This window comes from Paenibacillus sp. J5, assembly GCF_054955055.1.
This window is the reverse complement of record NZ_JBUEDD010000004.1, coordinates 405,990-430,961: the sequence shown is the minus strand read 5'-3', so window position 1 is coordinate 430,961 and position 24,972 is coordinate 405,990. Positions and strand designations below refer to the sequence as shown.

23 protein-coding genes are annotated in these 24,972 nt (G+C 55.4%); 4 read left to right on the top strand and 19 right to left on the bottom strand.

Going from position 1 to position 24,972, the window contains the following annotated elements; genetic code table 11:
• Positions 1-16: 16 nt before the first annotated feature.
• The 7 genes from ACY1JZ_RS09485 to ACY1JZ_RS09455 form a co-directional block, all read right to left on the bottom strand.
• On the bottom strand, positions 17-1,465 hold the full coding sequence (locus tag ACY1JZ_RS09485) for a hypothetical protein (RefSeq protein WP_462628981.1): 1,449 nt from the start codon (positions 1,463-1,465) through the stop codon (positions 17-19).
• Positions 1,466-1,777: 312 nt separating this feature from the next.
• Positions 1,778-2,347, bottom strand: a complete 570-nt coding sequence (gene ssuE / locus ACY1JZ_RS09480; RefSeq protein WP_270165018.1) for an NADPH-dependent FMN reductase — start codon at positions 2,345-2,347, stop codon at positions 1,778-1,780.
• A 103-nt stretch (positions 2,348-2,450) separates the two neighbouring features.
• Entirely contained in the window at positions 2,451-2,648 is a 198-nt protein-coding gene (locus ACY1JZ_RS09475) for a YezD family protein (protein WP_462628980.1), read from the bottom strand.
• Between the two features lie 35 nt (positions 2,649-2,683).
• A complete protein-coding gene (locus ACY1JZ_RS09470) occupies positions 2,684-3,502 on the bottom strand; it encodes an alpha/beta hydrolase (RefSeq protein WP_270165021.1) in 819 nt (272 codons plus the stop codon).
• A gap of 155 nt (positions 3,503-3,657) precedes the next feature.
• Positions 3,658-4,521 (bottom strand): sulfate ABC transporter permease subunit CysW, encoded by an 864-nt coding sequence (cysW, locus tag ACY1JZ_RS09465; RefSeq protein ID WP_462628979.1) that lies wholly within the window; start codon positions 4,519-4,521, stop codon positions 3,658-3,660.
• A 13-nt stretch (positions 4,522-4,534) separates the two neighbouring features.
• A complete protein-coding gene (gene cysT, locus ACY1JZ_RS09460) occupies positions 4,535-5,386 on the bottom strand; it encodes a sulfate ABC transporter permease subunit CysT (protein WP_462628978.1) in 852 nt (283 codons plus the stop codon).
• Positions 5,387-5,420: 34 nt separating this feature from the next.
• Positions 5,421-6,521: a sulfate ABC transporter substrate-binding protein gene (locus ACY1JZ_RS09455; RefSeq protein ID WP_462628977.1), complete on the bottom strand. Its 1,101-nt coding sequence runs from the start codon at positions 6,519-6,521 to the stop codon at positions 5,421-5,423.
• A gap of 298 nt (positions 6,522-6,819) precedes the next feature.
• Here ACY1JZ_RS09455 and ACY1JZ_RS09450 point away from each other — a divergent pair, with 298 nt between their 5' ends.
• A complete protein-coding gene (locus ACY1JZ_RS09450; protein WP_270165029.1) occupies positions 6,820-7,263 on the top strand; it encodes a protein-tyrosine phosphatase family protein in 444 nt (147 codons plus the stop codon).
• 210 nt (positions 7,264-7,473) lie between these two features.
• Here the strand turns inward: ACY1JZ_RS09450 and dnaI are convergent, their stop codons facing one another.
• The 3 genes from dnaI to ACY1JZ_RS09435 all read right to left on the bottom strand — a co-directional run bounded on the left by dnaI (position 7,474) and on the right by ACY1JZ_RS09435 (position 10,544).
• Complete coding sequence (dnaI, locus tag ACY1JZ_RS09445; protein ID WP_462629069.1) at positions 7,474-8,430, bottom strand: primosomal protein DnaI; 957 nt, start codon at positions 8,428-8,430, stop codon at positions 7,474-7,476.
• Between the two features lie 13 nt (positions 8,431-8,443).
• Positions 8,444-9,970: a replication initiation and membrane attachment family protein gene (locus ACY1JZ_RS09440; RefSeq protein WP_462629067.1), complete on the bottom strand. Its 1,527-nt coding sequence runs from the start codon at positions 9,968-9,970 to the stop codon at positions 8,444-8,446.
• Positions 9,971-10,256: 286 nt separating this feature from the next.
• Positions 10,257-10,544, bottom strand: a complete 288-nt coding sequence (locus ACY1JZ_RS09435) for a YuiB family protein (RefSeq protein WP_462628976.1) — start codon at positions 10,542-10,544, stop codon at positions 10,257-10,259.
• Between the two features lie 179 nt (positions 10,545-10,723).
• On the opposite strand from ACY1JZ_RS09435, the gene hemQ reads away from it, so the two are divergent.
• On the top strand, positions 10,724-11,473 hold the full coding sequence (gene hemQ, locus ACY1JZ_RS09430) for a hydrogen peroxide-dependent heme synthase (RefSeq protein WP_462628975.1): 750 nt from the start codon (positions 10,724-10,726) through the stop codon (positions 11,471-11,473).
• Positions 11,474-11,742: 269 nt separating this feature from the next.
• On the opposite strand, the gene ACY1JZ_RS09425 is transcribed toward hemQ, so the two are convergent.
• The 3 genes from ACY1JZ_RS09425 to ACY1JZ_RS09415 all read right to left on the bottom strand — a co-directional run bounded on the left by ACY1JZ_RS09425 (position 11,743) and on the right by ACY1JZ_RS09415 (position 14,532).
• A complete protein-coding gene (locus ACY1JZ_RS09425; protein WP_462628974.1) occupies positions 11,743-12,945 on the bottom strand; it encodes an FAD-dependent monooxygenase in 1,203 nt (400 codons plus the stop codon).
• Positions 12,946-13,096: 151 nt separating this feature from the next.
• Complete coding sequence (locus ACY1JZ_RS09420) at positions 13,097-13,339, bottom strand: hypothetical protein (RefSeq protein WP_270165037.1); 243 nt, start codon at positions 13,337-13,339, stop codon at positions 13,097-13,099.
• Positions 13,339-14,532, bottom strand: coding sequence for an NAD(P)/FAD-dependent oxidoreductase (locus tag ACY1JZ_RS09415; protein ID WP_270165039.1), 1,194 nt, complete (start codon positions 14,530-14,532; stop codon positions 13,339-13,341). The genes ACY1JZ_RS09420 and ACY1JZ_RS09415 overlap by 1 nt, the downstream gene beginning before the upstream one ends.
• Positions 14,533-14,797: 265 nt before the next feature.
• Between ACY1JZ_RS09415 and ACY1JZ_RS09410 the strand changes: the two genes are divergently transcribed.
• The gene (locus ACY1JZ_RS09410; RefSeq protein WP_270165041.1) at positions 14,798-15,829 is read left to right on the top strand and encodes an NAD(P)/FAD-dependent oxidoreductase; all 1,032 of its coding nucleotides are present in this window, start codon (positions 14,798-14,800) and stop codon (positions 15,827-15,829) included.
• A gap of 253 nt (positions 15,830-16,082) precedes the next feature.
• Here the strand turns inward: ACY1JZ_RS09410 and pflA are convergent, their stop codons facing one another.
• The 5 genes from pflA to ACY1JZ_RS09385 form a co-directional block, all read right to left on the bottom strand.
• Positions 16,083-16,871: a pyruvate formate-lyase-activating protein gene (pflA, locus tag ACY1JZ_RS09405; RefSeq protein WP_462628973.1), complete on the bottom strand. Its 789-nt coding sequence runs from the start codon at positions 16,869-16,871 to the stop codon at positions 16,083-16,085.
• A gap of 90 nt (positions 16,872-16,961) precedes the next feature.
• A complete protein-coding gene (gene pflB / locus ACY1JZ_RS09400) occupies positions 16,962-19,232 on the bottom strand; it encodes a formate C-acetyltransferase (protein ID WP_270165044.1) in 2,271 nt (756 codons plus the stop codon).
• A 249-nt stretch (positions 19,233-19,481) separates the two neighbouring features.
• The gene (gene adhE, locus ACY1JZ_RS09395) at positions 19,482-22,085 is read right to left on the bottom strand and encodes a bifunctional acetaldehyde-CoA/alcohol dehydrogenase (protein ID WP_270165046.1); all 2,604 of its coding nucleotides are present in this window, start codon (positions 22,083-22,085) and stop codon (positions 19,482-19,484) included.
• A 646-nt stretch (positions 22,086-22,731) separates the two neighbouring features.
• Positions 22,732-22,875 carry a sporulation histidine kinase inhibitor Sda gene (gene sda, locus ACY1JZ_RS09390; RefSeq protein WP_270165048.1) on the bottom strand — a complete coding sequence of 48 codons (144 nt, stop codon included), beginning with the start codon at positions 22,873-22,875 and terminating at the stop codon, positions 22,732-22,734.
• A 244-nt stretch (positions 22,876-23,119) separates the two neighbouring features.
• Positions 23,120-23,791, bottom strand: coding sequence for a YheC/YheD family protein (locus ACY1JZ_RS09385; protein ID WP_270165049.1), 672 nt, complete (start codon positions 23,789-23,791; stop codon positions 23,120-23,122).
• Positions 23,792-23,981: 190 nt separating this feature from the next.
• On the opposite strand from ACY1JZ_RS09385, the gene ACY1JZ_RS09380 reads away from it, so the two are divergent.
• Positions 23,982-24,188: an alpha/beta-type small acid-soluble spore protein gene (locus ACY1JZ_RS09380; protein WP_270172585.1), complete on the top strand. Its 207-nt coding sequence runs from the start codon at positions 23,982-23,984 to the stop codon at positions 24,186-24,188.
• Between the two features lie 300 nt (positions 24,189-24,488).
• Here ACY1JZ_RS09380 and ACY1JZ_RS09375 read toward each other — a convergent pair whose 3' ends face one another.
• Positions 24,489-24,848 carry a HesB/IscA family protein gene (locus ACY1JZ_RS09375; protein WP_270165050.1) on the bottom strand — a complete coding sequence of 120 codons (360 nt, stop codon included), beginning with the start codon at positions 24,846-24,848 and terminating at the stop codon, positions 24,489-24,491.
• Positions 24,849-24,972 lie beyond the last annotated feature (124 nt).

Below are 24,972 nucleotides of genomic sequence, written 5' to 3'. Positions count from 1 at the left end.
GGCCGGGGACGGTTGTTCAGATGGCTACAAGCAGCACATAGAGCAGCAATGCAAGCGCCATAACCGCTGCAAAGCGATAATTGGCGCGCGTCAAGCGGAACACTGGCTGCTTGAGCAGACCGGCAAGCAGGTTATTCACCGCCGAAGCCGGGGATACCGGATTGGATAGCGACCAACTGCCGAGCAGCAGGATCGCGAAGGAAACTGTGTTTAGCCCCACACTTGCCGGGTCGATACTCGTCACAAGCACCGTCACGGTAACGATGGGATGCAGGCCAATGAGCGAGGTGAGGCCAACAGCAGCAACGGTAAGCAACGAGAAGGAAAACGCGACCGGCAGCGGCAGTTGTCCCAGCAGCTCCGGGATCGCCGGGCCGAACCCGATGCCGCTAATCGCCCCACTGAAAAAGCCCGCCGCCAAAAACAGCGTCATCTCCTTCTGCAGCGAACCCAAGGTAACCCGGAAATGGTTCGTCAAGCCTTGCCGAAAGGTTGGCAGCTCGCGCTTGAGCATACACCATAGCAACGGGAACACCGAGGCCGCCAAGCACGTAATGATAACCATTGGCAAATCCACCAACCGCTCCAGCAGCAGGATGACACCGATCGCCAGTATGAGGTAGGCGGCGAGCCCGGGAGGGAAGCCTGACGTTGTTGGCTTGTCCTCTCCTGCGGCGATGGTCCGCTCCGCAGGCAGTGGAGGCGCTGGAGTCTGGCTGAGCCGTATCGTATCGGCATCAGACTGCGGCAAGCCCTCTTCATTGGTGACATGCGGCATCGCGTCCGAGGCCTGGCGCAGCTTGGGGGCATCCACCAGCAGACTAATAGCCACGCTCAACAGCGACAGAACTAATAGATGCGGCAGCAGCACCGACCAGCTTACATGCAGTGAGCTGGCAACCAGCGTCATCGCTGCAAAATACGGCGACCACAAGATGGCTCCGCCAAACCCTCTGTTCATCGCCGCCGCAAGCAAGCTTGATAACGCCGGGGCGCGCGGCTTCACATAGACAAGATAATAGACGACCGGGATAGAACCCACATTAATAAAAGCGCCAAGAAGCTGTGTCAGCAGTTGGGTGCCCACCAACAGACTCCCCGTGCTGCGCAAGCGCCGCTCATAGAAGCGCTCCAGTGCAGCATAGTATTCCGGCAACCGAACCGGGATACCGAATAACGGTGCAAAGACAAACAGCGTCACCAAGGTCGCATTCATCGATGCGGCCTGAAGCCACGCGGCAAGCGGAGCTTGCTGAAGTATCAGGCTGACCGTGCCTACGATCATAAACACAAGGCTAAGGTAGAGCGCTGTTCCACGCAGATGGCGCAGCAGCACCCCGATTGCCGCCAGAGCCAGCCAGCCGACAGCATAGCCGAGCAGTGTCCAATGAGTGAGCTGATATGCAATAAAGGTGACCGCCAGCATCAATACCAGCGGCCTGTCTACAATCTTGAGTCGTTCCATACACGCATGCCTTCTTTTGTCGTCATTTAGGGCGTGTCGAAAAAAACGTTCAGGGGCATCTCTCCCCGCCTTTTCGCCCCATGCTGCGTTGCCTTTTCTTGACGTAGCCCCAGTACGCCTTCGCAAAAGCGCCTTTCCTGGAACAATAATTCATCCGTTCAAGGTTTTCAGACGTCCTAGTTCTTAGTCATTATCAAGTGCTTCCGCTCAAGAGTCAACCCCTTCCCCTGATATTTGCGGTTAGCGAAGCAGTACCAACAAAAACAGGCCAGCCCAAGTGGCTGGCCCCATACTCTATTATGGCGACTGCGATTAGATATTCCCGCTCTCGATCTGCTGCGCCCTGCCAGCAAGCAGCTTCACAATCTCTGCGTATTCTGTCAATGCCACATCCAGACGGGTGCGCAGCTCCTCGTTCAGCACGGCTTCGCCCTGCTCATTGCGCGCCACCTGCGAATCGACAGCGAACACGCCTGTCAGCAAGTGACGCGCGCCCAGCGCAGACAGCACCGGCTTCAAGGCGTAGTCGATGCTCAAGAAATGAGCGATCGTCCCGCCGATGAACAGCGGCAGCACCGGCTTGCCGACAAGCCCTTTTTGCGGCAGCAAATCCAGCACAGCCTTCAACAATCCCGTGTAAGAAGCCTTATAGACCGGCGATGCGACGATCACTGCATCCGCAGAAGCGACTGCCGCTCCGATCCCCTGGATCGCGGGGCTGTCGAACCGCGCGAACAGCAGATCCTCTGCCGGGAGATCCGTTGCATGAATCGCAGACACCTCGAAGCCTGCCTGCTCCAGCGCTTGAGTCGCATAGTCTACGATGCCGAATAGTCTGGAGCTCCTGGATGGGCTCCCTGTAAGGATTACAATCTTGGCCATTCCCTGATCACACTCCTGCCTCATTAATAATGGTACTGCATCGGTTCCTGCCCACTCCTGAAGATACTACTGAGGGTACTCCTGAATGCTCCGCCCATTGCAGCTATGTCACCGATCTCACAGGCTGCTCTGCACCGCGGCGCGATTCTGAGTATGGATCAAATCGTTTGCGCTCTGTACGATCGATCTGCACAATTCTTCCATCATGGACAGTGATCAGCACCGATCCGTATTCCAAACCATTTAATTGATCAGAGATTCTCTCCGTCCACAATGAATCGATCTGTAGTGGCTTTGGCATGGTTCCTCTCTCCTTACTATTCAGTGTAACAAATTTTATATGACCCAGCCATTCCAATCCCGCTTTTTGCGCTCCAAATCCTTGAGCCAATTGACCGTGCTTGAGAACAGAACCGCTACGCTCGCCTGTGAGGAGAAGGTATGATCTCCCTGGAGAATCACCTCTTTGTCGCATTGACCATCCTGGCGAGTCCAGAACAGCTTCTGATACAAGAAGGTATAGTCCACCGGAATGACATCATCGGAGGTGCCATGCACCAGCAGCACATCTCCGCCGAAGTCCTTCAAATCCCGCAAAGGCTGATGCTTGGTCAGTGATTCATAGAATACCGGACGGAAGGTGTAGCCCAGGTAATCTGCTCCGCCCTGTGTCATCGCTTGATCATGCACATCCCGGCCTGTAATTTTCACTATATCTGTATAAGGATGAGCGACTGGCGCCCACAATACCAGCGTCTTGACCCGCTTATCCTTGACACCTGTCAGCAGCGCAGACGCGCCTCCCAGACTGTGTCCCAGCAGAATCACCCGCTCTGGATCAACAATGTCCATATCGAGCGCGTAGTCCAGAACATAGCGTGTCTGTTCGATGAACGAGTCCAGACCCGTCTCGCCGTAATCCCCATCGCTCTCGCCGCAGCCGGCATAATCGAAGCGAAGCACGATGAACCCTTCCTTGCTGAATGTACGCGCCGCCTTCACAAACAACCGATCTGTACCGATCCGACTGCCGACGAAGCCATGGCATATAATGATGATCGGCAGACGCGACGGGCTGTCCTGCGTTAACTCCGGATAATGCAGCGTTGCTGCCAGATTCCATTGTCCACTTTTAATTGTAATTGTTCTCTCCATGCAGCAACGCCGCCTCCTGTAGTCTTTCATTATATTTGTAATGAGAATGTCTTGAAATCAGTGGTTGATACGGAGCACTGTAGCCTTCGACAATGTCCGATGTCCGATTGCTGTTATGTTCTTTTTATCAATATAACACTTTTCACACCAAAATACTAGGAATTTATTTTTCGCCCTTCCACAAAGGATTTGACGAGCAATGTGACAAACGCCAGCAGCAGCAGCAGCGAGGCGACGGCAAAGGCGGCGGCGAACTGGTATTCATTGTACAATATCTCTACCTGCAGCGGCAATGTGTTCGTCTGTCCGCGTATATGTCCGGAGACGACAGAGACCGCCCCGAACTCGCCCATCGCCCGCGCGTTGCAGAGAATGATCCCGTACAGCAGACCCCACTTGATATTAGGCAGCGTGATGCGCCAGAATATCTGCCAGCCCCGCGCGCCAAGGCTCGCGGCCGCTTCCTCCTCCTGTGTCCCTTGCGCCTGCATTAACGGGATGATCTCCCGCGCCACGAACGGGAAGGTGACGAACACCGTCGCCAGCACAATTCCCGGCAGGGCGAATATAATCTGAATCCCCCGTTCATCAAGCCAAGGCCCCCAGAAGCCCTGTGCGCCGAACAAGAGCACAAAGATCAGACCCGAGATGACAGGCGATATAGCAAAAGGCAGGTCAATTAGTGTCAGGAGCAGATTTTTGCCCCGGAACTGAAACTTCGTTATCGCCCACGCTGCCGCTACGCCGAATATCGTGTTGAGCGGCACCGCGATCGCTGCTGTCAGCAGCGTCAGCCTCAGCGCTGCCAGCGCATCCTTATCCGTAATCGAGGCCAGATAGACCTCGAAGCCCTTCCTGAACGCCTCCACAAAGATCGTCATCAACGGCAGCACCACGACGAGCGTCAAAAATAGCAAGGCGACGCTGATCAGGATGATCCTCACCGGGCCAGACTCGTTAATATGCTGTGGCCGCTGAGCCGCCTGATGATCGAGATGGGCGGTAATCGCTCCAGCCATGCTAGCCCCTCCTCTAGGCTGCGACTGCACGGCGGCCAGACCACCATTGCAGCGCATTAATAATAAGCAGCATCACAAACGAGATGATCAGCATGACGAGCGCGATGGCCGTCGCCCCCATATAATCGTACTGCTCCAGCTTCGTCATGATGAGCAGCGGCGCAATCTCGGTCTTGAGCGGCATATTGCCGGAGATGAAGACAACCGAGCCGTATTCGCCAAGCCCGCGCGCGAACGCCATCGCAAATCCGGTCAGCAGCGGCGGGATCAGCTCCGGCAGCAGGACGCGGGTGAAGGTTCGCAGCCGATACGCTCCAAGCATCACGGCCGCTTCCTCCGTATCCTTCTCCATATCCTGCAATACAGGCTGCACTGTGCGTACAACGAACGGCAAGCCGATGAATACGAGGGCGATCGTAATGCCCAGCGGTGTAAATGCCACCTTGATGCCCAGCGGCTCCAGCCACTTCCCGATCCAGCCAGTGGGCGCGTAGATGGCTGTGAGCGCAATCCCCGCTACTGCGGTCGGCAGCGCAAAGGGCAGATCGATCAAACTGTCGACGACTCGCTTGCCAGGGAAACGGTAGCGAACCAGCACCCAGGCAACCAGCAGACCGAAGACGACATTGATCGATGCTGCGGCGAATGCGGTCAGGAAGCTGACCCTGTAGGATGCCAGCACGCGCGGATGGGTGACTGTATCCCAGAATTGGCTCCATGGCATGCCCGATGTTTTGATGAAGATCGCGGACAGCGGGATGATGACCATGAGACAGAGATAAAATAGGGTAAAGCCCAAGGATATTCCAAACCCTGGCAGCACACTGCTCGCTTTGGCCTTAACCTTCATAACGGAACCTTTCATGAGAAGTCAGCTCCTTTCGTATCAGCCTGCACGATTAGGAGCCTGGCGTATAGATTTGGTCAAATGTGCCGCCATCGCTAAAGTGCTTCTCCTGTGCTGCCTTCCAGCCGCCAAAATCCTTGTCAATCTGGAGCAGCTCCAGCTCCTTGAACTGATCCTTGTATTTCTCGGCTACTGCGGGCAGCGTTGGACGATAAAAGTTCTTCCCGGCCAGCTCCTGACCTTCCTCGCTGTACAGATACTGGAGGTAGGCCTCGGCTACCTCGCGGGTGCCCCGCTCATCCACCGTCTTGTCGACAACTGCCACCGGAGGTTCAGCAAGAATGCTGATGGAAGGCGTCACCAGCTCGAACTCGCCATCATCGAACTCCTTGAGCGAGAGCAGCGCCTCGTTCTCCCAAGCCAGCAGCACATCCCCGATTTTGCGTTCAACGAACGTGGTCGTCGCGCCGCGCGCACCGGAATCAAGCACCGGTACATGCTTGAACAGCTTCTGCAAAAATTCCAACGCTTTCCCCTCATCATTGTTGTTATGCTTGAGCGCATAGCCCCAGGCAGCCAGATAATTCCAGCGTGCACCGCCAGATGTCTTCGGATTCGGCGTAATGACCTCCACGCCGTCCTTCAAGAGATCATCCCAGTCATGAATTCCCTTTGGATTGCCCTTGCGAACGAGGAACACGATTGCCGAGGTGTAGGGCGAGCTGTTGTGCTCGAATTGCTGCTGCCAGTCTGCGTCCAGCAGGCCTGGCTTCACCAGGGCATCGATGTCATAGCCCAGCGCCAGCGTCACCACATCGGCCTTCAGGCCATCCATAACCGCACGCCCCTGCTTGCCTGAGCCGCCATGCGATTGGTCGATCGTGACCTCCTGTCCCGTCTTGTCTTTCCAATAGGCGGCGAAGGCTTTGTTGTATTGCTCATACAGCTCCCGAGTCGGATCGTAGGATACGTTCAGCAGCTTGACCGGACGACTCGCGTCGGCTGGCTGATTGGAAGCACCTTTACCTGTGGATGCCGAGGCTGCCCCCTCCCCTTTGCCATTGCCCCCGCCGGAGCCGCAACCTGTGACGACCAGAGTCAACGCCAGAGCAACTGTGAACAATCGTACTGTTAATGATAGCTTGTGTTTCATATTGTAATCCCCCTCCACTAGTTACCTTCATCATCAGGTCTGTATGGGCCGTGTTACTCCAGTTGCTCTGGTCGTAATATCTAATATCCCTACCTGTTTAGTTGGTTATGGATGGATAATAGCAGGATTCAGGGGGAAGTGTCAATACAAATTTCAATTTTTCTGATTAAAATCATCACCTAATCTAATAGGTTGCGGTCATGCAAGCTCAGGGAAATTAATACACTTGTAATGATGGGCATTGCAAAATCATGCTAGCGCGGCATCATGCACCGCGAAGCGATGGAGGGATGGCTGCTTGCCAGAGATCAATACGGCATTTAACAGCTACAAGGAGCTTGTACAAGGGAAGGTATGGATTGGCAGCCTCGGAGATACGATCTCCCTGATCGAAAAGGAGGGCTGCCACGTTATTGTGGACTTGCGATCGGAGAAGGTGCTTACCGGCAAGGAGCATCCGCTCCATTATGTGCGCATTCCGCTGGAGCAGGATGGGGAGCATCAGCAGACGATTATTCAGGAGACGGTGGACTGGATCTGCGAGCTTACGGAAGGCGGCTATCGCATCGGCATTCATTGCTCCGAGGAGCGCAGCCGCACCGGATGTATCGCCATCGGGACGCTCATCCGGCTTGGCGGCGCATCGACGGTGCAGGAGGCGCAAGCGACATTACAAGCGCTATGGCCGGATGTGCGCCTCCGTCCACAGTTGCTGGCGGCCTTGCATGATCTGTATCCTTAGCACGCCGCTGCAACATTTGCTCCTTGCGGAGTTTGCATACACACCCTGGTCAAGGCCAGGCAGCGGCTATATCGCCCTGCAACAGATCGCGCCATCCCTGGCCTGCAGCTCGCTGGAGACCGGGGATGGCGCGATTCTTTGCCTATAGTCTGGTGGACACAGCCTAGAACATGGCTGGCTGACCTGCAATGGGCGTTCCCTCACTGAATCTTAACTCTTGCCGCGCTTGTTCTCGCCGCTCACCACGACATAATCGACAAACGGACGAACACGATCCATCAGCCGCTGCCCCTTGTGCGCCTCATCCCCGTCCTTGCTCGTAAAGCTGAAATGCTTCTCCAGCATGTCCAGATCGTGATTGGAGGTGTAGAAGGTCGGCTTGCGATTCATGCGATAATTCAAGATCGTTCCCATCACATGATCGCGCACCCATGGGTTCAAATTCTCTGCGCCGATGTCGTCAAATACGAGCAGGTCGGTGGACTTCATCAGCTCAATCGTCTCCTTGAGCTTCTGCGGCTCGGAGAACATTGACTTGAGATCCTCCACAAACTCAGGAACGTAGACGATCACCCCGGAGTAGCCCGCCTTGGCGAGCTCATAGAGCATGTAGCACATCAAGAACGTTTTTCCGGTGCCGAATTTGCCCGCCAGATACAGCCCCCGAGTCTGCAATCCCTCATGTCGGGTCTGCTCGATATACTCCATAATCTGTCTGACCGCCTTCACTCGCTCCAGATCCTTGAAGGTAATCTCCTCCGCAGAGTAGCCGCGTGAGAGCGCCAGCTCGTCCACATAGAAGCTCTTGACCCGGCTGCGAATCTGCCGCTCGCTCTGGTTGGCCAGAAACTTCTTGCACGGCACCTTGCGGTCGACCAACTGCGGGAAGTCGCTGTCTGATTGGACAGACAGCATCGTATAATGGCCTTCAAAGTCATTGGGGCAGCGCTCCAGCCCCGGACAGTCCGAGCAATTCGCATGCTCCTTCGTATACTGATAGACCCGGTTCAGATTAAGCCGGATCAGCTCTTCATTCAGCTCAGGGTATTTATGCTGCAGCTTGACGACGAGCGGATGCGCGAGCAGCTCATCCTGCAATTCCTTGGCGCGCCCTCTCATCTGCTTGCCTGTATGCCATTGCTTGAGCACATCGCTCAGCGATTCCATCATCCTCTACCCCCTATTCCCTCTTGCCATCCAGCTTGCGGGCCAGCCTCAATATTTCCTCCAGCTCCTCCGGCGTTGCTGCTGAGCCAGACGGCACATCCTCGATAATCGGGAGGCTCGGCTTGCGACTGCTGCCACGGCTGCCTCGTCCCGCTCCAGCTCGCCCTGGTGCGCCTGTCCGCTGGCTGGTCTGCTTGCGGCGCTCCTCCACCTTGCTCTGCTCCCTCACATAGCTGACCGCCTTCTCAAAGGTGTCCACCTGCTTGACCAGCATATTGCCAGCCACCGCATCGATGAAGCTTTTGCTTACCCGCTGCGATTCGTCAGCAGCGCCAAGCACATAGTGGATCAGCACATTAATGACAGCCTCCGGCAGCTTGTAATTCATATCGATCCGCTCGAACACACGCTCCACCCAATCCGGTATAGCGCCGGGGAAGAACCGGGCCAGAAAACGGGTATAGGGCTCGTTGCGCATCAGCATATTGTATTGCGCCTTATCACAGCGTCCCGCCAGTTGAACCGGCACCTCAAGCCAGTCCTCCGCGAGCACGGCATATTCCTGTGGCAGCTCGTCCTCTTCGGCGTCTGTGCCCTGTGCTGCTGCCCCGGTTATCTTGACCAGCTTGCGCTTCCGCTCATCATCGCGCTTGCGCTCCTGACGGTAGAGCTGATTGGCGCGAAGCTGGAGCTCCTCCTCCATCAGCTCGCCCGACCGTGAGAAGATGCCGTCCTCATCCAGCAGTCGGCACAGATCGACCACACTCAGGTTGAACTTGTACGCGACATAATTCAGTCGAGCCAACTGCCGCTCATCGCCGCGCAGCCGTTCCACATGAGGCCGATTTGCCGAATGGCGCGGAAAGCGCAATATAATCTCACCGTACTGGATACCTGCGGTAGCGGTATGCTCCCTCTGCGGCGGCGTGCTGCTCGGCCTTGTAGATGCGACCTCGGACAGCGCCTGCTCGAGCTCGTTGTCCACCGCCTGCGTATTGAGCGAGAACAGCTCATAGAACGGCACCGAGATGTTCTCCTTCTCCAGTTGCGCGGAGGCCAGCTCATCCGGCTCGCGTGCGAAAAATTGCTGCCGCAGCGAGATCAGCGCATACTTGCCAATCTTGTCCCGCAGGTACATCGCCAGATGCTGATTCTCGAAGAACTCCTCTGGCCCGAGCGGTGCTGTCAGCTCGTATTCATAGATCACATCCTCGCCATGCGGCAGCGCCAGCCGCGAGGTCTGCATCAGGCCAACCGCCTCCAGCTTCGAGGCCTGGAGCGCCAGATGCCTGCGCCCGGCTTCGTTCATCTCCAGCCCGAGTCCGAGGAATAATCTGCGCTGCGGCTCCAATCCTGAATACCCCACCTGCTCCCCTGGCACCTGATGATAGAGCAGTTGATAGAGCCCGATCGCCACTGCGCCCACCATCGGCTGATAGATCAGTTGAAGCACCTTCATATTCATGCTGCCCAGCGTAAAATCCCGATATATGTAATAACGGTGATGCTCCGTAAACTCATGTATATTGCCGATCCGCAACCACATCACCTCTTTCTCTTCCTCTTGACCTTGCTGCCTGCTTCATCCGTTCTGTCAATGCACCTTCCATCTAGTTTATCATAAATGGGCTGCCCTTTCGATGCGCTCGCCCAAAGAAAAACCAACCAATCGCAGACTTAAACAGGGGATATGAACAAAAAACCACCAGCCAGAAGCGAATTGCCCCCTTTGTCAGACTCAACTAACATTGGGGGAGCAGTTCACTTAAGCCAGTGGTTCCTTACCGTACATGCTGCTATCAAGCACGCTAGCCTAGCTGCACCGATTAGAACATCTTGTAGCCGCCGCGACGCAGTGCGCGAATCGTGTATCCGCTCACCAACGCCCCGATCAGAGCCGTAATTGCCGGGGCAATGTCGACATAGGTATACGCGGTCAGGTTATCCACAAATCCCATGGAGTCGTTCCATGTATAGTAGATGCCGACCGGCAGCAGCACGATCAGGAACAGATAGACCGGGAACCAGGTCGTCTTCATAAGCATATTCAATATAAAGCCGATGCCGAACATCATGACAAAAAACAGCAGCATGGCAATAATCATCTGGAGCATGGAGGCTTCCCCTTTCCCAAAACCTTGGCACAAATTTTGCTACTATAATGTAGTTTATTAAAAGGAGAGCCGCAAGTCAATTGATAGCTTGGCGATTGTCACAGGAAAGCCATTTGCTCTTATTTCCATGAATACGCTACAATGTTAGCATACTATAGATAGTTAAGGGAGCGAATGCAATGAGTGAAGCAGCACAAACATTAGAGGGCTGGTATGCCCTTCATGATTTTCGCACCATCAACTGGGAGGCATGGAGACTGGCCTCGGAGGAAACACGCGCCGTCGCTGAGCAGGAGCTCCATCAATTCCTGAACAGTTGGGCCGCCACCGAGCAGGAAAAGCAAGGGAGCACGGCTGTGTACAGCATCGTAGGGCAGAAGGCCGACTTCGTCTTCATGCATCTGCGCGAGACGCTGGAGGAGCTCAGCGAGCTGGAGACCGCCTTCAACAAGTCAACAATTGCCCAGTTCACACATCCTGTCTATTCCTATGTTAGCGTTGTTGAGCTGAGCAACTACCTGGCTTCCGGCTCTGGAGGCAATCCGATGGACAACCCGGAGGTGGTGGCGCGACTGAAGCCGATTCTGCCGAAAGCAGCGCATATCTGCTTCTACCCGATGAACAAGCGGCGCGATGGCGCTGATAACTGGTATATGCTTACGATGGAAGAACGCCGCACTATGATGCGCAGCCATGGCATGATCGGCCGCTCTTATGCGGGCAAGGTGAAGCAGATCATTACCGGCTCGGTCGGCTTCGATAATTGGGAGTGGGGCGTAACGCTGTTCGCTGACGATGCGCTGCAATTCAAGAAGCTCGTCTATGAGATGCGCTTTGACGAAGTGAGCGCGCGCTACGGGGACTTCGGGGACTTCTATGTCGGCAATCTGCTCACCGCAGACAAGCTCTCGCAGTGGCTGCGTGTGTAACTAACCATACCGAGTGAGCAGAGTTAAGCAGGGTACGTCATTCCTGACAGCGATCCTGGCATCTACTCTATACAACAAAGCACCCTGCGAGCCAGGGTGCTTTGTTGTGCTATAGCTTGTAGAATTCTTGGCAAACGGGCGGAGATTCCCCCTCAGGGGTGACGGCACCCGTTACTTGAATTTGAACGAAGCGAGCCGAGTAGCGTAGAACTCCCCCGGACGATAGTCAATTAGCGGGGGTGATCCTGGACTCCCCGGCGGATGGCCCATTAGCGGGGATGATCCTGAAACTCCGCCGGGCGATAGCCGATTAGCCAGTCGAGCTGCTGAAGCTGGAGCGGGCTCGGCATCGCACGCAGTACGCTATTGCGCAGGGATACTGCTAATCGATTCTCTAGCTGCGCCACCCTGCCCATACGCCGCGACTGCCGAACGATTCGGCTGGTACGCGGAATGCGTGCCGCCTCATAAGCTGCGAGCGCAGCGGGTACATCGTCCGGACGCTCGCGCAGACAAGCGGCGAGCTGGGCGGCATCCTCCAGCGCTTGCGCCCCGCCCTGTCCGAGATTGGGCAGCATCGGGTGCGCGGCATCACCGAGCAGGGTTACACTGCCGAATGACCAGCAGCGAAGCGGCGCACGGTCATAGATGTCATGCTGCAGCAACACCGCCTCCGGTGTCGCTGATACCGCCTGCGCAACGGGCTCATACCAATTCTGAACCCGTGCAAGCAGCGCCGCCTTCGCTGCGCCGGGCGAATGTTGACCGCCCGCCTCAGCATTCAGTGCAGCGAACCAGAACACTCTGCCTTCGCCCAGGTGAGATAACCCGAAGCGCAAGCCTGAGCCCCAAGCCTCGAAGCCCCCGCCCTCTTCGGAGGAGTAGGGGAGATTCCCCAGCGTGCAGATGCCGCGCAGCGCAGTGAAGCCGGCATACCGGAGCGCATCGCCGCCAGCAGGCAGCGCCGTAGTCGGCAGCTTGCGGCGCACAGTGGAATGGATACCATCGGCTCCAATCAGCAGTTGTCCACAGGCACTCGTGCCGTCCGCGAAGACGGCCGTCACCTCGTCCTCCTGCTGGTACAGGTCAACAAGCTGCTTCCCGTAATGCACCGCCGTTCGCTCAAGCTGACCAGCCAGCACGCTCTGCAGCGTCTCCCTGTGGATGAGATAGCTGTACGTACCGTAGCGCTGCGCCTGCTGCTGCACGGGCACCGCCGTAATCGGGCGGCCGTCTTGACGAAGAATCTCGGCGCATCCCACCCTCGCCCCGCGATTTCGCACCTTGCCCGCCGCTCCAAGCTGCTCCAGCACAGCCAGCGCATTGGGCGCCAGCACGATGCCCGCTCCACTCCGTGGCGACGCAGGCGCCCGTTCATAGATTGCGACACTCCAGCCGATCCGCTCCAGAGCGGCGGCGGTACTCAGGCCGCCGATCCCTGCTCCGATAATCAACGCATGCTGCTTGCTCATTGCAACTCCTCCTTGTACCAGAGTACGACACTTCTCATGCTCCTTATACTACATAAGACGTACTCACCGCTCACATCGTTTCAACAGCAGACATTGTATTTGCGCGGGCCGCGCAAATACAATGTCTGCTCTAGCAGAAAAGAGGAAGCTGTTAGTCAGCTTCCCCTCTCATCTCTTCCAAAAATTGCTGTGTCGCCCGGTCGCGCTCGCGCCCCTTCTCCTTCAACCGTTCAATACCAGGCACGATCAGTCTATCGATCTCCTGTTGAACAGTGTAGGCCAGATCATAGCGGTTCTGTGATTCCAGGAACGAGCCAACCTCCATCAGCGCATTATACCGATCAAGCTCCTCCCGTGTCAGCAGCCCGCGCACCTGCACACTGCAATGCCTCATTAGAGGAACTTTCCTTTGCGCAGCACCAGCGGAATGCCGCCAATAATGAACAGGTAGCGCAGATCGATCAGCTTCTTCAGCCAGGCAGCGGTGCGGCCTGTATATTTCTTGCCGAAGGCGATGCCGATCGCTTCTCCCTTGCCAAGCGAAGCGACTGTCCCCTTGTTCTTGAATTCGAAGGTCTTCAGCGACTGCTTGCGAATCGAAGCAACCAGGTTATGGGCGCAGATAACCCCTTGCTGCATCGCAATCTGTGCTGTTGGCGGGTATGGCCGCCCTTCCGGGTTGAATACGAGCGAATTGTCTCCGACAATGTAGATATTCTCCGTGCCAGGCGCGCGCAGATATTCGTCCACCTTCACCCGGCCGCGCATCGTCTCAAAGCCAGCCTCCTCGATCAGCCGGTTACCGCGAATGCCGCCTGTCCAGATAATCGTCTGCGAACGGATCTCCTCGCCCTCGCCGACGATGACACCGTCTGGGGTACACTCCTTGATCGCCGTACCGATCTTGAAGATGACCCCCTTCTTGCGGAGCACCTCCATACCATACTCCACCAGCTCTGGATCAAAGCCCGGCAGAGCCGTTGGAGCGGCTTCGATGTTGTACAGCTTGACGATTGAAGGATCAACGTCGAACTGCTTGCATAGCTCTGGCAGACGATCCGCCAGCTCACCGACGAACTCGATGCCTGTGAAGCCAGCGCCCCCTACGACGAAGGTCAAATAATCCGACCGATGCGGCTCGCGCTTGTAGCGTGCGAATTGATACTCAATATGTTCTCGAATCAGCCTGACAGAGTTGATGCTGCGAATGTTCATCGCATATTCGATCATGCCCGGGATACCGAATGTTTCCGGCTCTCCACCTACGCCAATGACCAAATAATCATAGGACAGCGTGCCATCCTCTAGAATCACCTTTTTATCCTGCGGCCGAATTTGTACGACAGTCGATTTTACAAAATCAATCTTGAATTCATCAATCAGCTTGGAAATGCTCACTCTGGCGTTCTCGGGATTATCCGTTCCCGCAGCCGGCATATGCAGATGGGTTGTAATGTAGTGATAGTCGTGCTTGTTAACAAGGGTCACATCTGCTTCATTGTAATTTAATTCTTTTTGCAGACGAAGCGCAGTGAGAATTCCGCCGTACCCTGCTCCAAGAATGACAATCTTCGGTATATTACTCATTACTTAATCCCTTCCATTCCTTGTGAAAAATTACACAAACCAGATTGTAGCTTTATTTTTCTCTATTCTAGTCTATGTTAATCGCTCCATATTGCTCCTCATACTTCTTGACCTTTGCGTCAGGCTCTTCTCCGCGTATACAACTGAAATCATATCGGCTTTTCAATAAATTTTCAAGGGAATTTTGTACGAAAAACTTTAGAAAAACATACAAATTTTTATTTCAATCTCAGTTTTGGTAAGCTTATAATGAGGGGATAACATCATGTTGACGGAGGTGCATTACGTGGATCACACGGAAGCAACAAACGATCAATTTGTGGACATTGCCATTATTGGCGGGGGGCCGGCTGGCATGTTTGCAGCATTCTATGGGGGCATGAGGCAAGCTTCCATTAAAATTGTCGAGAGTATGCCGCAGCTCGGCGGCCAGTTGGCTGCGCTATATCCCGAGAAATATATCTATGATGTGGCAGGCTTCCCTAAGGTGACGGCCCAGGAGCTTGTGAACAATTTGAAGGCGCAGATGGAGCATTTCGCCCATACACAGGAGGTATGTCTGGGGGAAAAGGTGCTCAATGTGGTCAAGCAAGGGGAACGGCATTTCGAGATTCACACCTCCAAGGCGGTTCATCTCGCTCGGGCTGTTATCATTACAGGGGGCGTCGGCGCCTTTGAGCCGCGTCGGCTGGAGCTGGAGGGAGCGGAAGCCTTCGAGGGCAGCAATCTGCATTACTTCGTCAGCGATCTGCATCAATTCAAGGGTCAGCATGTGCTGATCAGCGGCGGCGGCGACTCTGCTGTCGACTGGGCGCTCATGCTTGAGCCTGTCGCAGCAAGCGTCACCCTCATCCATCGCCGCGACAAATTCCGGGCGCATGAGCATAGCGTCCATCGTCTGCTGCAATCATCCGTTCGCATTCTGACGCCGACTGAGATCACTCAGTTGCACGGAGAGAGACGGATTCATGCCGTCACGATCGCCGATGTCAAGACGGGTGAAGAGCAGATCATCAATGCTGATGCAGTCTTGGTCAACTTCGGCTTTATCTCCTCGCTTGGTCCCATTGCCGAATGGGGACTCGACATTCAGGGCGGCTCGATTGCTGTCGATACACGCATGGAGACGAGCATCCCTGGCATCTTTGCGGCGGGGGATATTACGACCTATCCCGGCAAGCTCAAGCTGATTGCTGTCGGATTCGGAGAAGCGCCGACAGCAATCAATAATGCGAAGGTGTACATCGATCCGTCCGCGAAGCTGTCGCCAGGACATAGCAGCAATATGAAGCTGTAGGCTGATGGACGGCCTGTCTGGCTAGCGTCTGTACGCCGCCTCGGAGAGGCTAGGCCCAAAGGCTCACACAGACGAAGCGACGTCCATAACCAGCATGAGCTTCCTTCCACAGAAACAGCAGGGATGACCGGAGCAATGGTGACCGGAATACAAGTGCCATGGAGCAATATATAGTCACTCATCTAATGCACAAAGAGAGGCGCACTCACTGCGCCTCTCTTTGTCGTTCTCGCCTATGCTGGCTATGCTGGCTCTATCCTCTCGCCTCTCCGGTCTGTCCGCCGCACAGCTCAGCGCTCTCGTTCCCCTCTGCCTGCGGCTCCTCCGCCCGCGCACGGTCGATGATCGTCCGCGCTCGCTCCACTTCCTTGACCGTCGGCGGCTGGACGCCCTCCAGCGGATACTCGCGACCAAGCTGCTGCCATTTGTATACGCCCATTCTATGATAGGGCAACAGCTCGACGCGCTCCACCGGGGCGAGCGTGGAGATGAAGCGGCCCAGCGCATGCAAGTCATTATAGTTGTCAGTCACGCCGGGAATCAGCACATGGCGAATCCACATCGGCTGATTCCTCTCCGCCAGCCATCTGGCAAAACGCAGAATTCGCTCGTTGGGCCGGCTCGTCAGTACCTCATGCTTGGCACTGTCGATATGCTTCAGATCGAGCAACACCAGATCGGTGTATTTCATCAGCTCCTCCGCATGGCTCGGCTCGCAGAACCCGGAGCTGTCGAGCGCCGTATGCAGGCCGAAGCGCTCCTTCACCGTCTTGAACAGCTCTGCCACAAAGGGGGCCTGAAGGGTCGGCTCCCCGCCCGTAACGGTAATACCGCCCCCCGAGGTACGATAGTAGACCAGGTACGGCTCCAGCTCTGCGACAATCTCGTCTACCGTGACCTGGCGGCCGATGCTTGTATCCCATGTGTCAGGATTATGGCAGAACTGGCACTGCAGCGCACAGCCCTGCATAAACAACACAAAGCGTATGCCCGGCCCGTCAACGGTACCGAAGGTGTCAATGGAATGGATTCGTCCTTTCATGGCTTGTGCCCCCCTCTTGCAGCGCTGGCGGGCGCCCATCCTAAGGCGACCCGCCAGACTGTCCGTGCTGCTTATATCATTGGTCTTACGTTACACCGAACCATGGAAGGTACGGTTGATCACATCCAACTGCTGCTCGCGCGTCAGCTTGTTGAAGTTTACAGCATATCCCGAAACGCGGATCGTAAGCTGCGGATATTTCTCTGGATGCTCCATCGCATCAATCAAGTGCTCCCGGTCGAACACGTTAATGTTCAAATGGTGGCCGCCGCTCGTTGTGTAGCCGTCCAGCATCGACACCAGGTTGGAGAATCGAGCCTCCTCCTCCTTGCCAAGCGCCTTGGGCACAATCGAGAACGTATTGGAGATGCCATCCAGGCTGCTGTCATATGGCAGCTTCGCCACGGAATTGAGCGATGCGAGTGCTCCCTTGCGGTCGCGGCCGTGCATCGGGTTCGCACCCGGAGCGAACGGCTCGCCTGCCTTGCGTCCGTCCGGCGTTGTGCCGGTCTTCTTGCCATAGACTACGTTCGAGGTAATCGTCAGCACGGACATCGTCGGGATCGCTCCCCGGTATGCCTTATGCTTGCGCAGCTTGTTCATGAAGCCCTCTACGAGTCCAACGGCGATGCTGTCCACCTGGTCATTATTGTTGCCGTATTGCGGATATTCGCCCTCAATCTCGAAGTCTACCGCCAAGCCTTGCTCGTTGCGGATCGGCTTCACCTTCGCATAGCGGATGGCGCTCAGGCTGTCTGCCGCTACGGACAGGCCAGCGATGCCGCAAGCCATCGTGCGCACAATATCGCGGTCATGCAGCGCCATCTCGATCCGTTCATAGGAATACTTGTCGTGCATGTAGTGAATGACGTTGAGCGTGTTCATGTACAGTCTGGCCAGCCATTCCTGCACGATCTCGAACTTGGCAGCTACCTCTTCATAGTCGAGCACCTCGGATGTAATCGGTGCAAGCGGCGGCCCGACTTGTATGCCCAGCTTCTCGTCTACACCGCCGTTGATGGCGTAGAGCAGCGCTTTGGCAAGGTTGGCGCGAGCGCCGAAGAACTGCATCTGCTTGCCGATCCGCATCGCGGAGACACAGCAGGCGATGCCGTAGTCGTCGCCGAAGCGCGGGCGCATCAGATCATCATTTTCGTACTGTATCGAGCTGGTTTCTGCGGATACCTTGGCACAGTAACGCTTGAATTGCTCCGGCAACTGGCTGGACCATAGCACCGTCAGGTTCGGCTCTGGCGCCGGGCCCAGGTTATACAGCGTATGCAGGAAGCGGAAGGAGTTGCGTGTTACCCTTGTCTTCCCATTCAGCCCCATGCCCCCGATGGACTCGGTTACCCAGGTCGGGTCGCCGCTGAACAGCTCGTTGTAGTCCGGTGTCCGCAAAAACTTGACCAGCCGCAGCTTCATGATGAAATGATCCACCATCTCCTGTGCCTGCTCCTCGGTAAGCGTCCCCTCCGCTTTGTCGCGCTCGATGTAGATATCGAGGAAGCTGGATACGCGGCCCAGACTCATCGCGGCTCCGTTCTGTTCCTTAATTGCAGCCAGATAAGCGAAGTACAGCCATTGAATCGCTTCCTTGGCGGTTGTGGCAGGCAAGGAAATATCATAGCCGTAGGAGGCCGCCATTCGCTTCAGCTCCTGCAAGCTGCGAATCTGCTCGGACAGCTCCTCGCGCAGCCGGATGACATCCTCGCTCATCACGTCTACCTCAAGCTGGAGCTGCTCCTCCTTCTTGCCTTGAATGAGTCGATCGACGCCATACAGCGCGACTCTGCGGTAGTCGCCGATGATCCGGCCGCGGCCGTATGCATCTGGCAGACCGGTCACAATTCCCGCCCGGCGCGCGGTGCGCATCTCGGTCGTATACGCATCGAACACGCCCTGGTTATGGGTCTTGCGTACCTCGGTGAACAGCCGCTCCATCTCCTCCGGCAGCTTGTAGCCGTAAGCCTCGCAAGCATCGGCCGCCATGCGGATTCCGCCGAACGGCTGCACGGACCTGCGCAGCGGTGCATCGGTCTGCAGACCTACGATCGTCTCCTTCTCCTTGTCGATGTAGCCGGGAGCGTGGGAGGTAATCGTGGAGACCGTATTCACATCGATATCGAGTACACCGCCGTTGCGCTGCTCCTGCAGCATCAGCTCTCTTACCTTGCTCCACAGCTCCTGCGTGTTGCGTGTCGGTTCGGCGAGGAAGGCTTCATCCCCCGTATACGGGGTGATGTTGTGCTCGATAAATGCATTCACATCGATATGCTTTCTCCATGCTTCTCCCGCGAACCGGCGCCAGGCTTCCTGTCCTTGGACCCGTTCTGTCACTTCCCGTTCCTTCATTGCCATTGTCTTGCACCTCCAAGTGTTCGTTTGACCTTGTGACGGCAACTGTACTGATCCAGCGCTTGGCGGCAGCTAGAACTCCCCTCGGCTGCCGCGCTGCGGCTGGATGGTGCGGACGCCTGCTTACCGGACCCAAGCGCCCGCCTGCTTATAGGTTGCAATACCGGAATCATTGTCGCTTGCCGCTGACCCTAGAGGCGAGGAAACGTTCACCCCCCCCTGTTCGCGGCTCTCATCCTGGCTATTTCTGATTTAGAACCTGCCGTAGAAGGCGTTGCGGTATACATCCGCCAGCTCTGTAACGAGCGGCATTTTGGGATTGGCAGTCGTACATTGATCTTCAAAGGCCCGATCCGCCAAGCCGTCCACCTTCGCCTCGAAGTCCGTCTTGTCAAAGCCCAGCTCGATGAAGCTCTCCGGGATGCCGAGCGAACGGTTCAGCTTGCGAATCGCTTCAATCAGGCTGCGCACGCCCTCTTCCGTTGTTTTGGCCGGCAGATTCAACATGCGTGCAATCTCTGCATAACGCTCATCGGCGATAAAGCGAGCATATTTCGGGAACGAAGCGAACTTCGTCGGCTTCTGTGCATTGTACTTGATGACATGCGGCATAAGGATCGCATTGGTGCGCCCATGCGCCGTATGATACTCACCCCCCCACTTATGAGCCAGCGAGTGATTGATGCCCAGGAAGGCATTGGCGAACGCCATACCGGCAATCGTCGAAGCATTATGCATCTTCTCGCGAGCCAGCGGATCGGCCTGATGGTACGAAGGCTCCAGGTACTGGAACACCAGACGAATCGCCTGCAGCGCCAGACCGTCGGTGTAATCGTTGGCCATTACCGATACATAGGCTTCAATCGCATGCGTCAGAACGTCCATTCCAGTATCGGCTACCGCTGTCTTCGGCAAGCTGTAGACGAAGGCCGGGTCGATAATCGCCACATCCGGCGTCAGCTCATAGTCAGCCAGCGGATACTTGGTATTGCCTTCGTTCTTGTCGGTGATGACCGCGAACGAGGTGACCTCCGAGCCGGTTCCCGAGGTTGTCGGAATGGCGACGAATTTCGCTTTGCGACCCAGGCGCGGATATTTGTACACCCGCTTGCGAATATCCAGGAACTTCTGCTTGAGCGAATGGAAGCTGGTATCCGGGTATTCGTAGAACAGCCACATTGCCTTGGCCGCATCCATCGGCGAGCCGCCGCCGAGTGCGATGATACAGTCTGGCTGGAAGGCCTCCATCATCGCCCGTCCCCGCTCTACAGTGTCAACCGATGGGTCGGGCTCTACATCCGAGAACACCTCGATGTATACAGGCTTCGTCCGCTTGCGCAAGTAGTATTCCAGCTTCTCGACGTAGCCCAGCTTCACCATCGTTTCGTCGGTGACGACCATCACGCGCGAGATGTCCGGCATCTTCTCCAGATATTGCGTCGAATCCTTCTCGAAGTATACTTTAGGCGGTACCTTGAACCATTGCATATTGACGGTTCTGAAGGCAACACGCTTGATGTTGAGCAGGTTGACTGCCGATACGTTCGAGGTCGTCGAGTTATGTCCATACGAGCCGCAGCCGAGCGTCAGCGACGGCAGGTTCGTATTATACAGATCACCGATCGCGCCATGAGTGGAAGGAGCATTGACGATAACGCGTCCGGTCTGCAGCCGCTTGGCGAAGCTGTCGATCACGTCCTGATTGTTGGAATGGATGACCGAGGAGTGACCCAGCCCTCCGAAGGCAACAACCTCCGCCGCGCGCTCGATTCCTTGCTCTGCTGTCTTCACCTTATAGCATGCCAGTACAGGACTGAGCTTTTCTGCGGACAATGGATAGGCTTCGCCGACACCCTGCAGCTCTGCAACGAGGATTTTCGTGTTGTCCGGTACTTGCAGACCTGCCATAGCGGCGATGCTAACGGCACTCTGTCCGACAATGACGGCATTGACGGCGCATTTCTCCTTGTTAATGACCAGCTTGGAGACTTGCTCAGTCTCGGCCTTGTTCAGGAAGTAGCAGCCATTCTCCTTCATCAGCTTCTTCACCTGATCATAGATCGGTTCCTCGATGATAACCGACTGCTCGGATGCACAGATCATGCCGTTATCGAACGTTTTGGACAAGATCAGATCCGTTACCGCCTGCCCCAGATTGGCCGATTGCTCGATGAAGCAAGGGACGTTGCCTGGGCCAACGCCTAGCGCCGGCTTGCCTGTGCTGTACGCCGACTTCACCATGGATGCTCCGCCTGTGGCCAGCACGAGCGCCACATCCGGGTGATTCATGAGCAGTTGCGTTGCCTCCAGCGAAGGCGTCTCGATCCACTGCACGCAATGGGCAGGAGCGCCATTAGCAACCGCGGCTTCCAGCAGCGTCCGTGCAGCAGCAGCACTGCTCTTCTGTGCGGATGGATGGAAGGCGAAGATGATCGGGTTGCGGGTTTTGGTCGCGATCAGCGTCTTGAACATTGTCGTAGATGTCGGATTCGTAACCGGTGTTACCCCTGCGATGATGCCGACCGGCTCCGCTACCAGTTGATAGCTTTCATACGGATTTTCCTCAATTACGCCGACGGTTTTGCTGCCCTTGATGTGGTGGTATATATATTCCGTCGCAAAGATGTTTTTCGTAATCTTGTCCTCGTAGACACCCCGTCCTGTTTCCTCTACTGCCATCTTTGCCAAGTACATATGCCGATCCAGTCCCGCCAGCGCCATTGCCTGTACAATTCGGTTGACCTGTTCCTGATCGAGCTTGAGATACGCCTCTTGCGCCTTTCTCGCTCGCGCGACTAACTGGTTCACCTCATCCTGTGCAGGTTGGGCATTCAGATTGCTCTCTTTAACAGCCATGATTACTCCTCCTTTGACAATGCAGGTAGCCTCATTCCGTCTGATTATGCTGCAGTGCAGCTTCTTTTAACGTATGCTTGGGGCGCCTGATGAAGTCGTGTATTGGATCTTCTTGATACCTCTATGCTACACCAGTTTCATATATATGTATGTGATATTTTTCACATAATAAAAAAGTAAAATATGGTATGGTGTTGAGATGCAGTGAACGTTAACGCTGACAGATCGCATCACGCCTCGGCCTGTTAGCTGCTTATGCGTTGCTCAGGCACACTCGTACAATGTTCACACAATGTATGCGCATGGCCGCAACAAAAGCAGGGCACCCTACCCTTGGCCAATATTACGTCAGAGCTGATCTGACAGCCAAAGGAGGGTGCCACCCGTGTTATGTCCGGTGTGTAATGGTATTCGTGTGCTTAACGCTGTATGTCCCGTCTGTGAGGCCAGCTTGATTGACGACGGCAGAGTGCAGGATCAGTCTGATCCCTATGCCCCCTACCAGCCGCGAAGTGAGAATACCGGACACTTGTCCTCTTCCTGCAACGAAGCTTGCTGCGAGCATAGCTGCCATTGCAGAAATTGCGGGCTAGAAGTACAATTCCAGGTCAATGAGTGGGAGTCAATGGGTGAATGAAGCAGACAGTCATGCGCCTAGTCGATGATTCGTTGGCTCAATCTCTCTTTTTCTGATCTCTGCGAAGAGCAGTCCAATAAACTCGGGGTCCAAATTTAACTGAAGCGCCAAGTTGTAACTGTCTACAAGCAGCTCATCTGAAAGGATCTCCATCCCAAACACCATCCTTCCCTATTTCTTCCTCCTCATCTTAACATGCCCCTAATATAAGAACAATCGTTCCGTTATCCACATCATCATGTGGAAATCATGTGCATACTTTGTGGACACGCTTCAGAAACCAAGGAAATACAAAGTAGGATAATGTGGATAAAATTATACACAACCTTCCAGATGTGTTCTGTGATAAAAAAAAGAAATGCATATTCGTTAATCTATAGAGTTATGCTTTCAGCGATTATTGAGGCCTTGTGTTCACTTCAAAAATCCAGATCTTCCCGTTCTTGTCGAGCCCATAATCAAACCCGAGCTGTCCGATGCCAGGAAACCGACTCTCCAGCACCTGCGTCGAGATTCGCGTCAGCTCCCTCATCTCCTGCTTCTTGCGCACCACCATGCCCCCAGACAGCGAGCGCCGAATGCCTTGGGCTGCCGTCATCTGTGAACCACCCCGGCACAGGTTGGTAACGAACAGGCCATGCCTGGCTAATCGTCCCACCATGGAACGGATGCCCCAATGTTCTCCCGCCTTGACATGCTTCACACGGTAATCGATTGGCCTGCCGCTAATCGTTGCTAGATGAATGCCTCGCTGAATCAAATAGCTTCTGCCTTTCTTCAGCCCGGACAGAGCAGAGACCAGACCGTCAAATGTAGAGAAGCTTCTCTTGTTCGCATAGTAGGTATAGCTATAGCCGCCCGCCGTGCGGCTCACCTTAATCACCCCATGCCCTCCTGCCCCTCTCACCGGCTTGATGACAACCATACCATATGAGGCGAGCATGCTTCTCAGGTTGCTCTTGTTGTACATCCGGGTAGCCGGTACATGCGGGGCAATGCGCGGATGGGACAGCAGCGCAGCCGTCTTGGCCCACTTGCTGGCAAGTTGCCTTCCATTACCTTCGCCCATCTCTTACCTTCTCCTCTCCTGTGGATATACTTCTATATGTATGTCCGCATGACAGGTATCTCTTGGATGATTGACGCCTGTCAGACGCCTCAATATATGAATTGCCCGCAATAGGGGCGCGTTCCTTTTTCGCATAAAACATCCAATACTGTTGCATACTACCTGTAAATCCATTAGGAGGTGTACAATGATGGCGAGAAATAACCAACTGGTCGTTCCACAAGCGCGTGCAGCACTGGAGCAAATGAAGTACGAGGTTGCCCAGGAGCTAGGCATCCAGATTCCCCAAGACGGATACTACGGCAATATGGCGACACGTGATGCTGGCTCTCTTGGCGGATATATTACCCGTCGCTTGGTGCAGATTGCCCAAGAGCAGCTCTCTGCGGGCCGTTAATCTGCTATGAATGCATCCAGCGAGTATTCCCCGGCCCAACTCTCCCCCGATCTGCTGCTGCAGTTGCGGCAGTTCGAGGAGCATTGCCGACAGTCGACCGGAGAAGAGATCATCCTCATCGCCTATGCCCACAGGCCTCAGCCTGGAAGCCATCCCATAGCTTCTGCCGCAGAATAACCGGCATGAGCCCGTTCCCCCCCAATTGGAGGGCGAACGGGCTATTGGCTTCTGGAGCTGGAGCTAAAAAAATACACCCGCAGTCAGCTCATGATGACATGAGCCAATCCACAGGTGTATGGCTTAGCACTGCTCCGGGTTCGGCTTGCCCGCTGCTGTAGCGGTACGGAAGCTGGACCCACAGCCGCATGTTGCGGTTGCGTTCGGGTTCTCGATGGTGAAGCCTCCGCCCATCGCCGACTCCTTGAAGTCGATCTCCAGGCCGTTCAGATACTTGAGGCTGTCTTCATCGACAACAACCTTCAGTCCGTCAATCTGCATCTCTTTATCATTATCGTGCTGCTCATCGTCAAATCCCATGCCGTAGGAAAATCCAGAGCATCCGCCCTCCTTGACACCGACCCGCAGGAACATGCCTGGCGTCTCCTCTGCAAGCAACATTTCTTTTATTTTCTCTGTAGCCGCTGGGCTAATCTCAATCATGATATTTCCCTCCTAGCCTGACTGTCTTACCTTTAGTATACTGCACATTTTCACTTCCCTCAACCATAGCGAACGACACCGAATTGCCACTTTCCAGTTGCCGCTGCCCGCACAGGGGTTTATA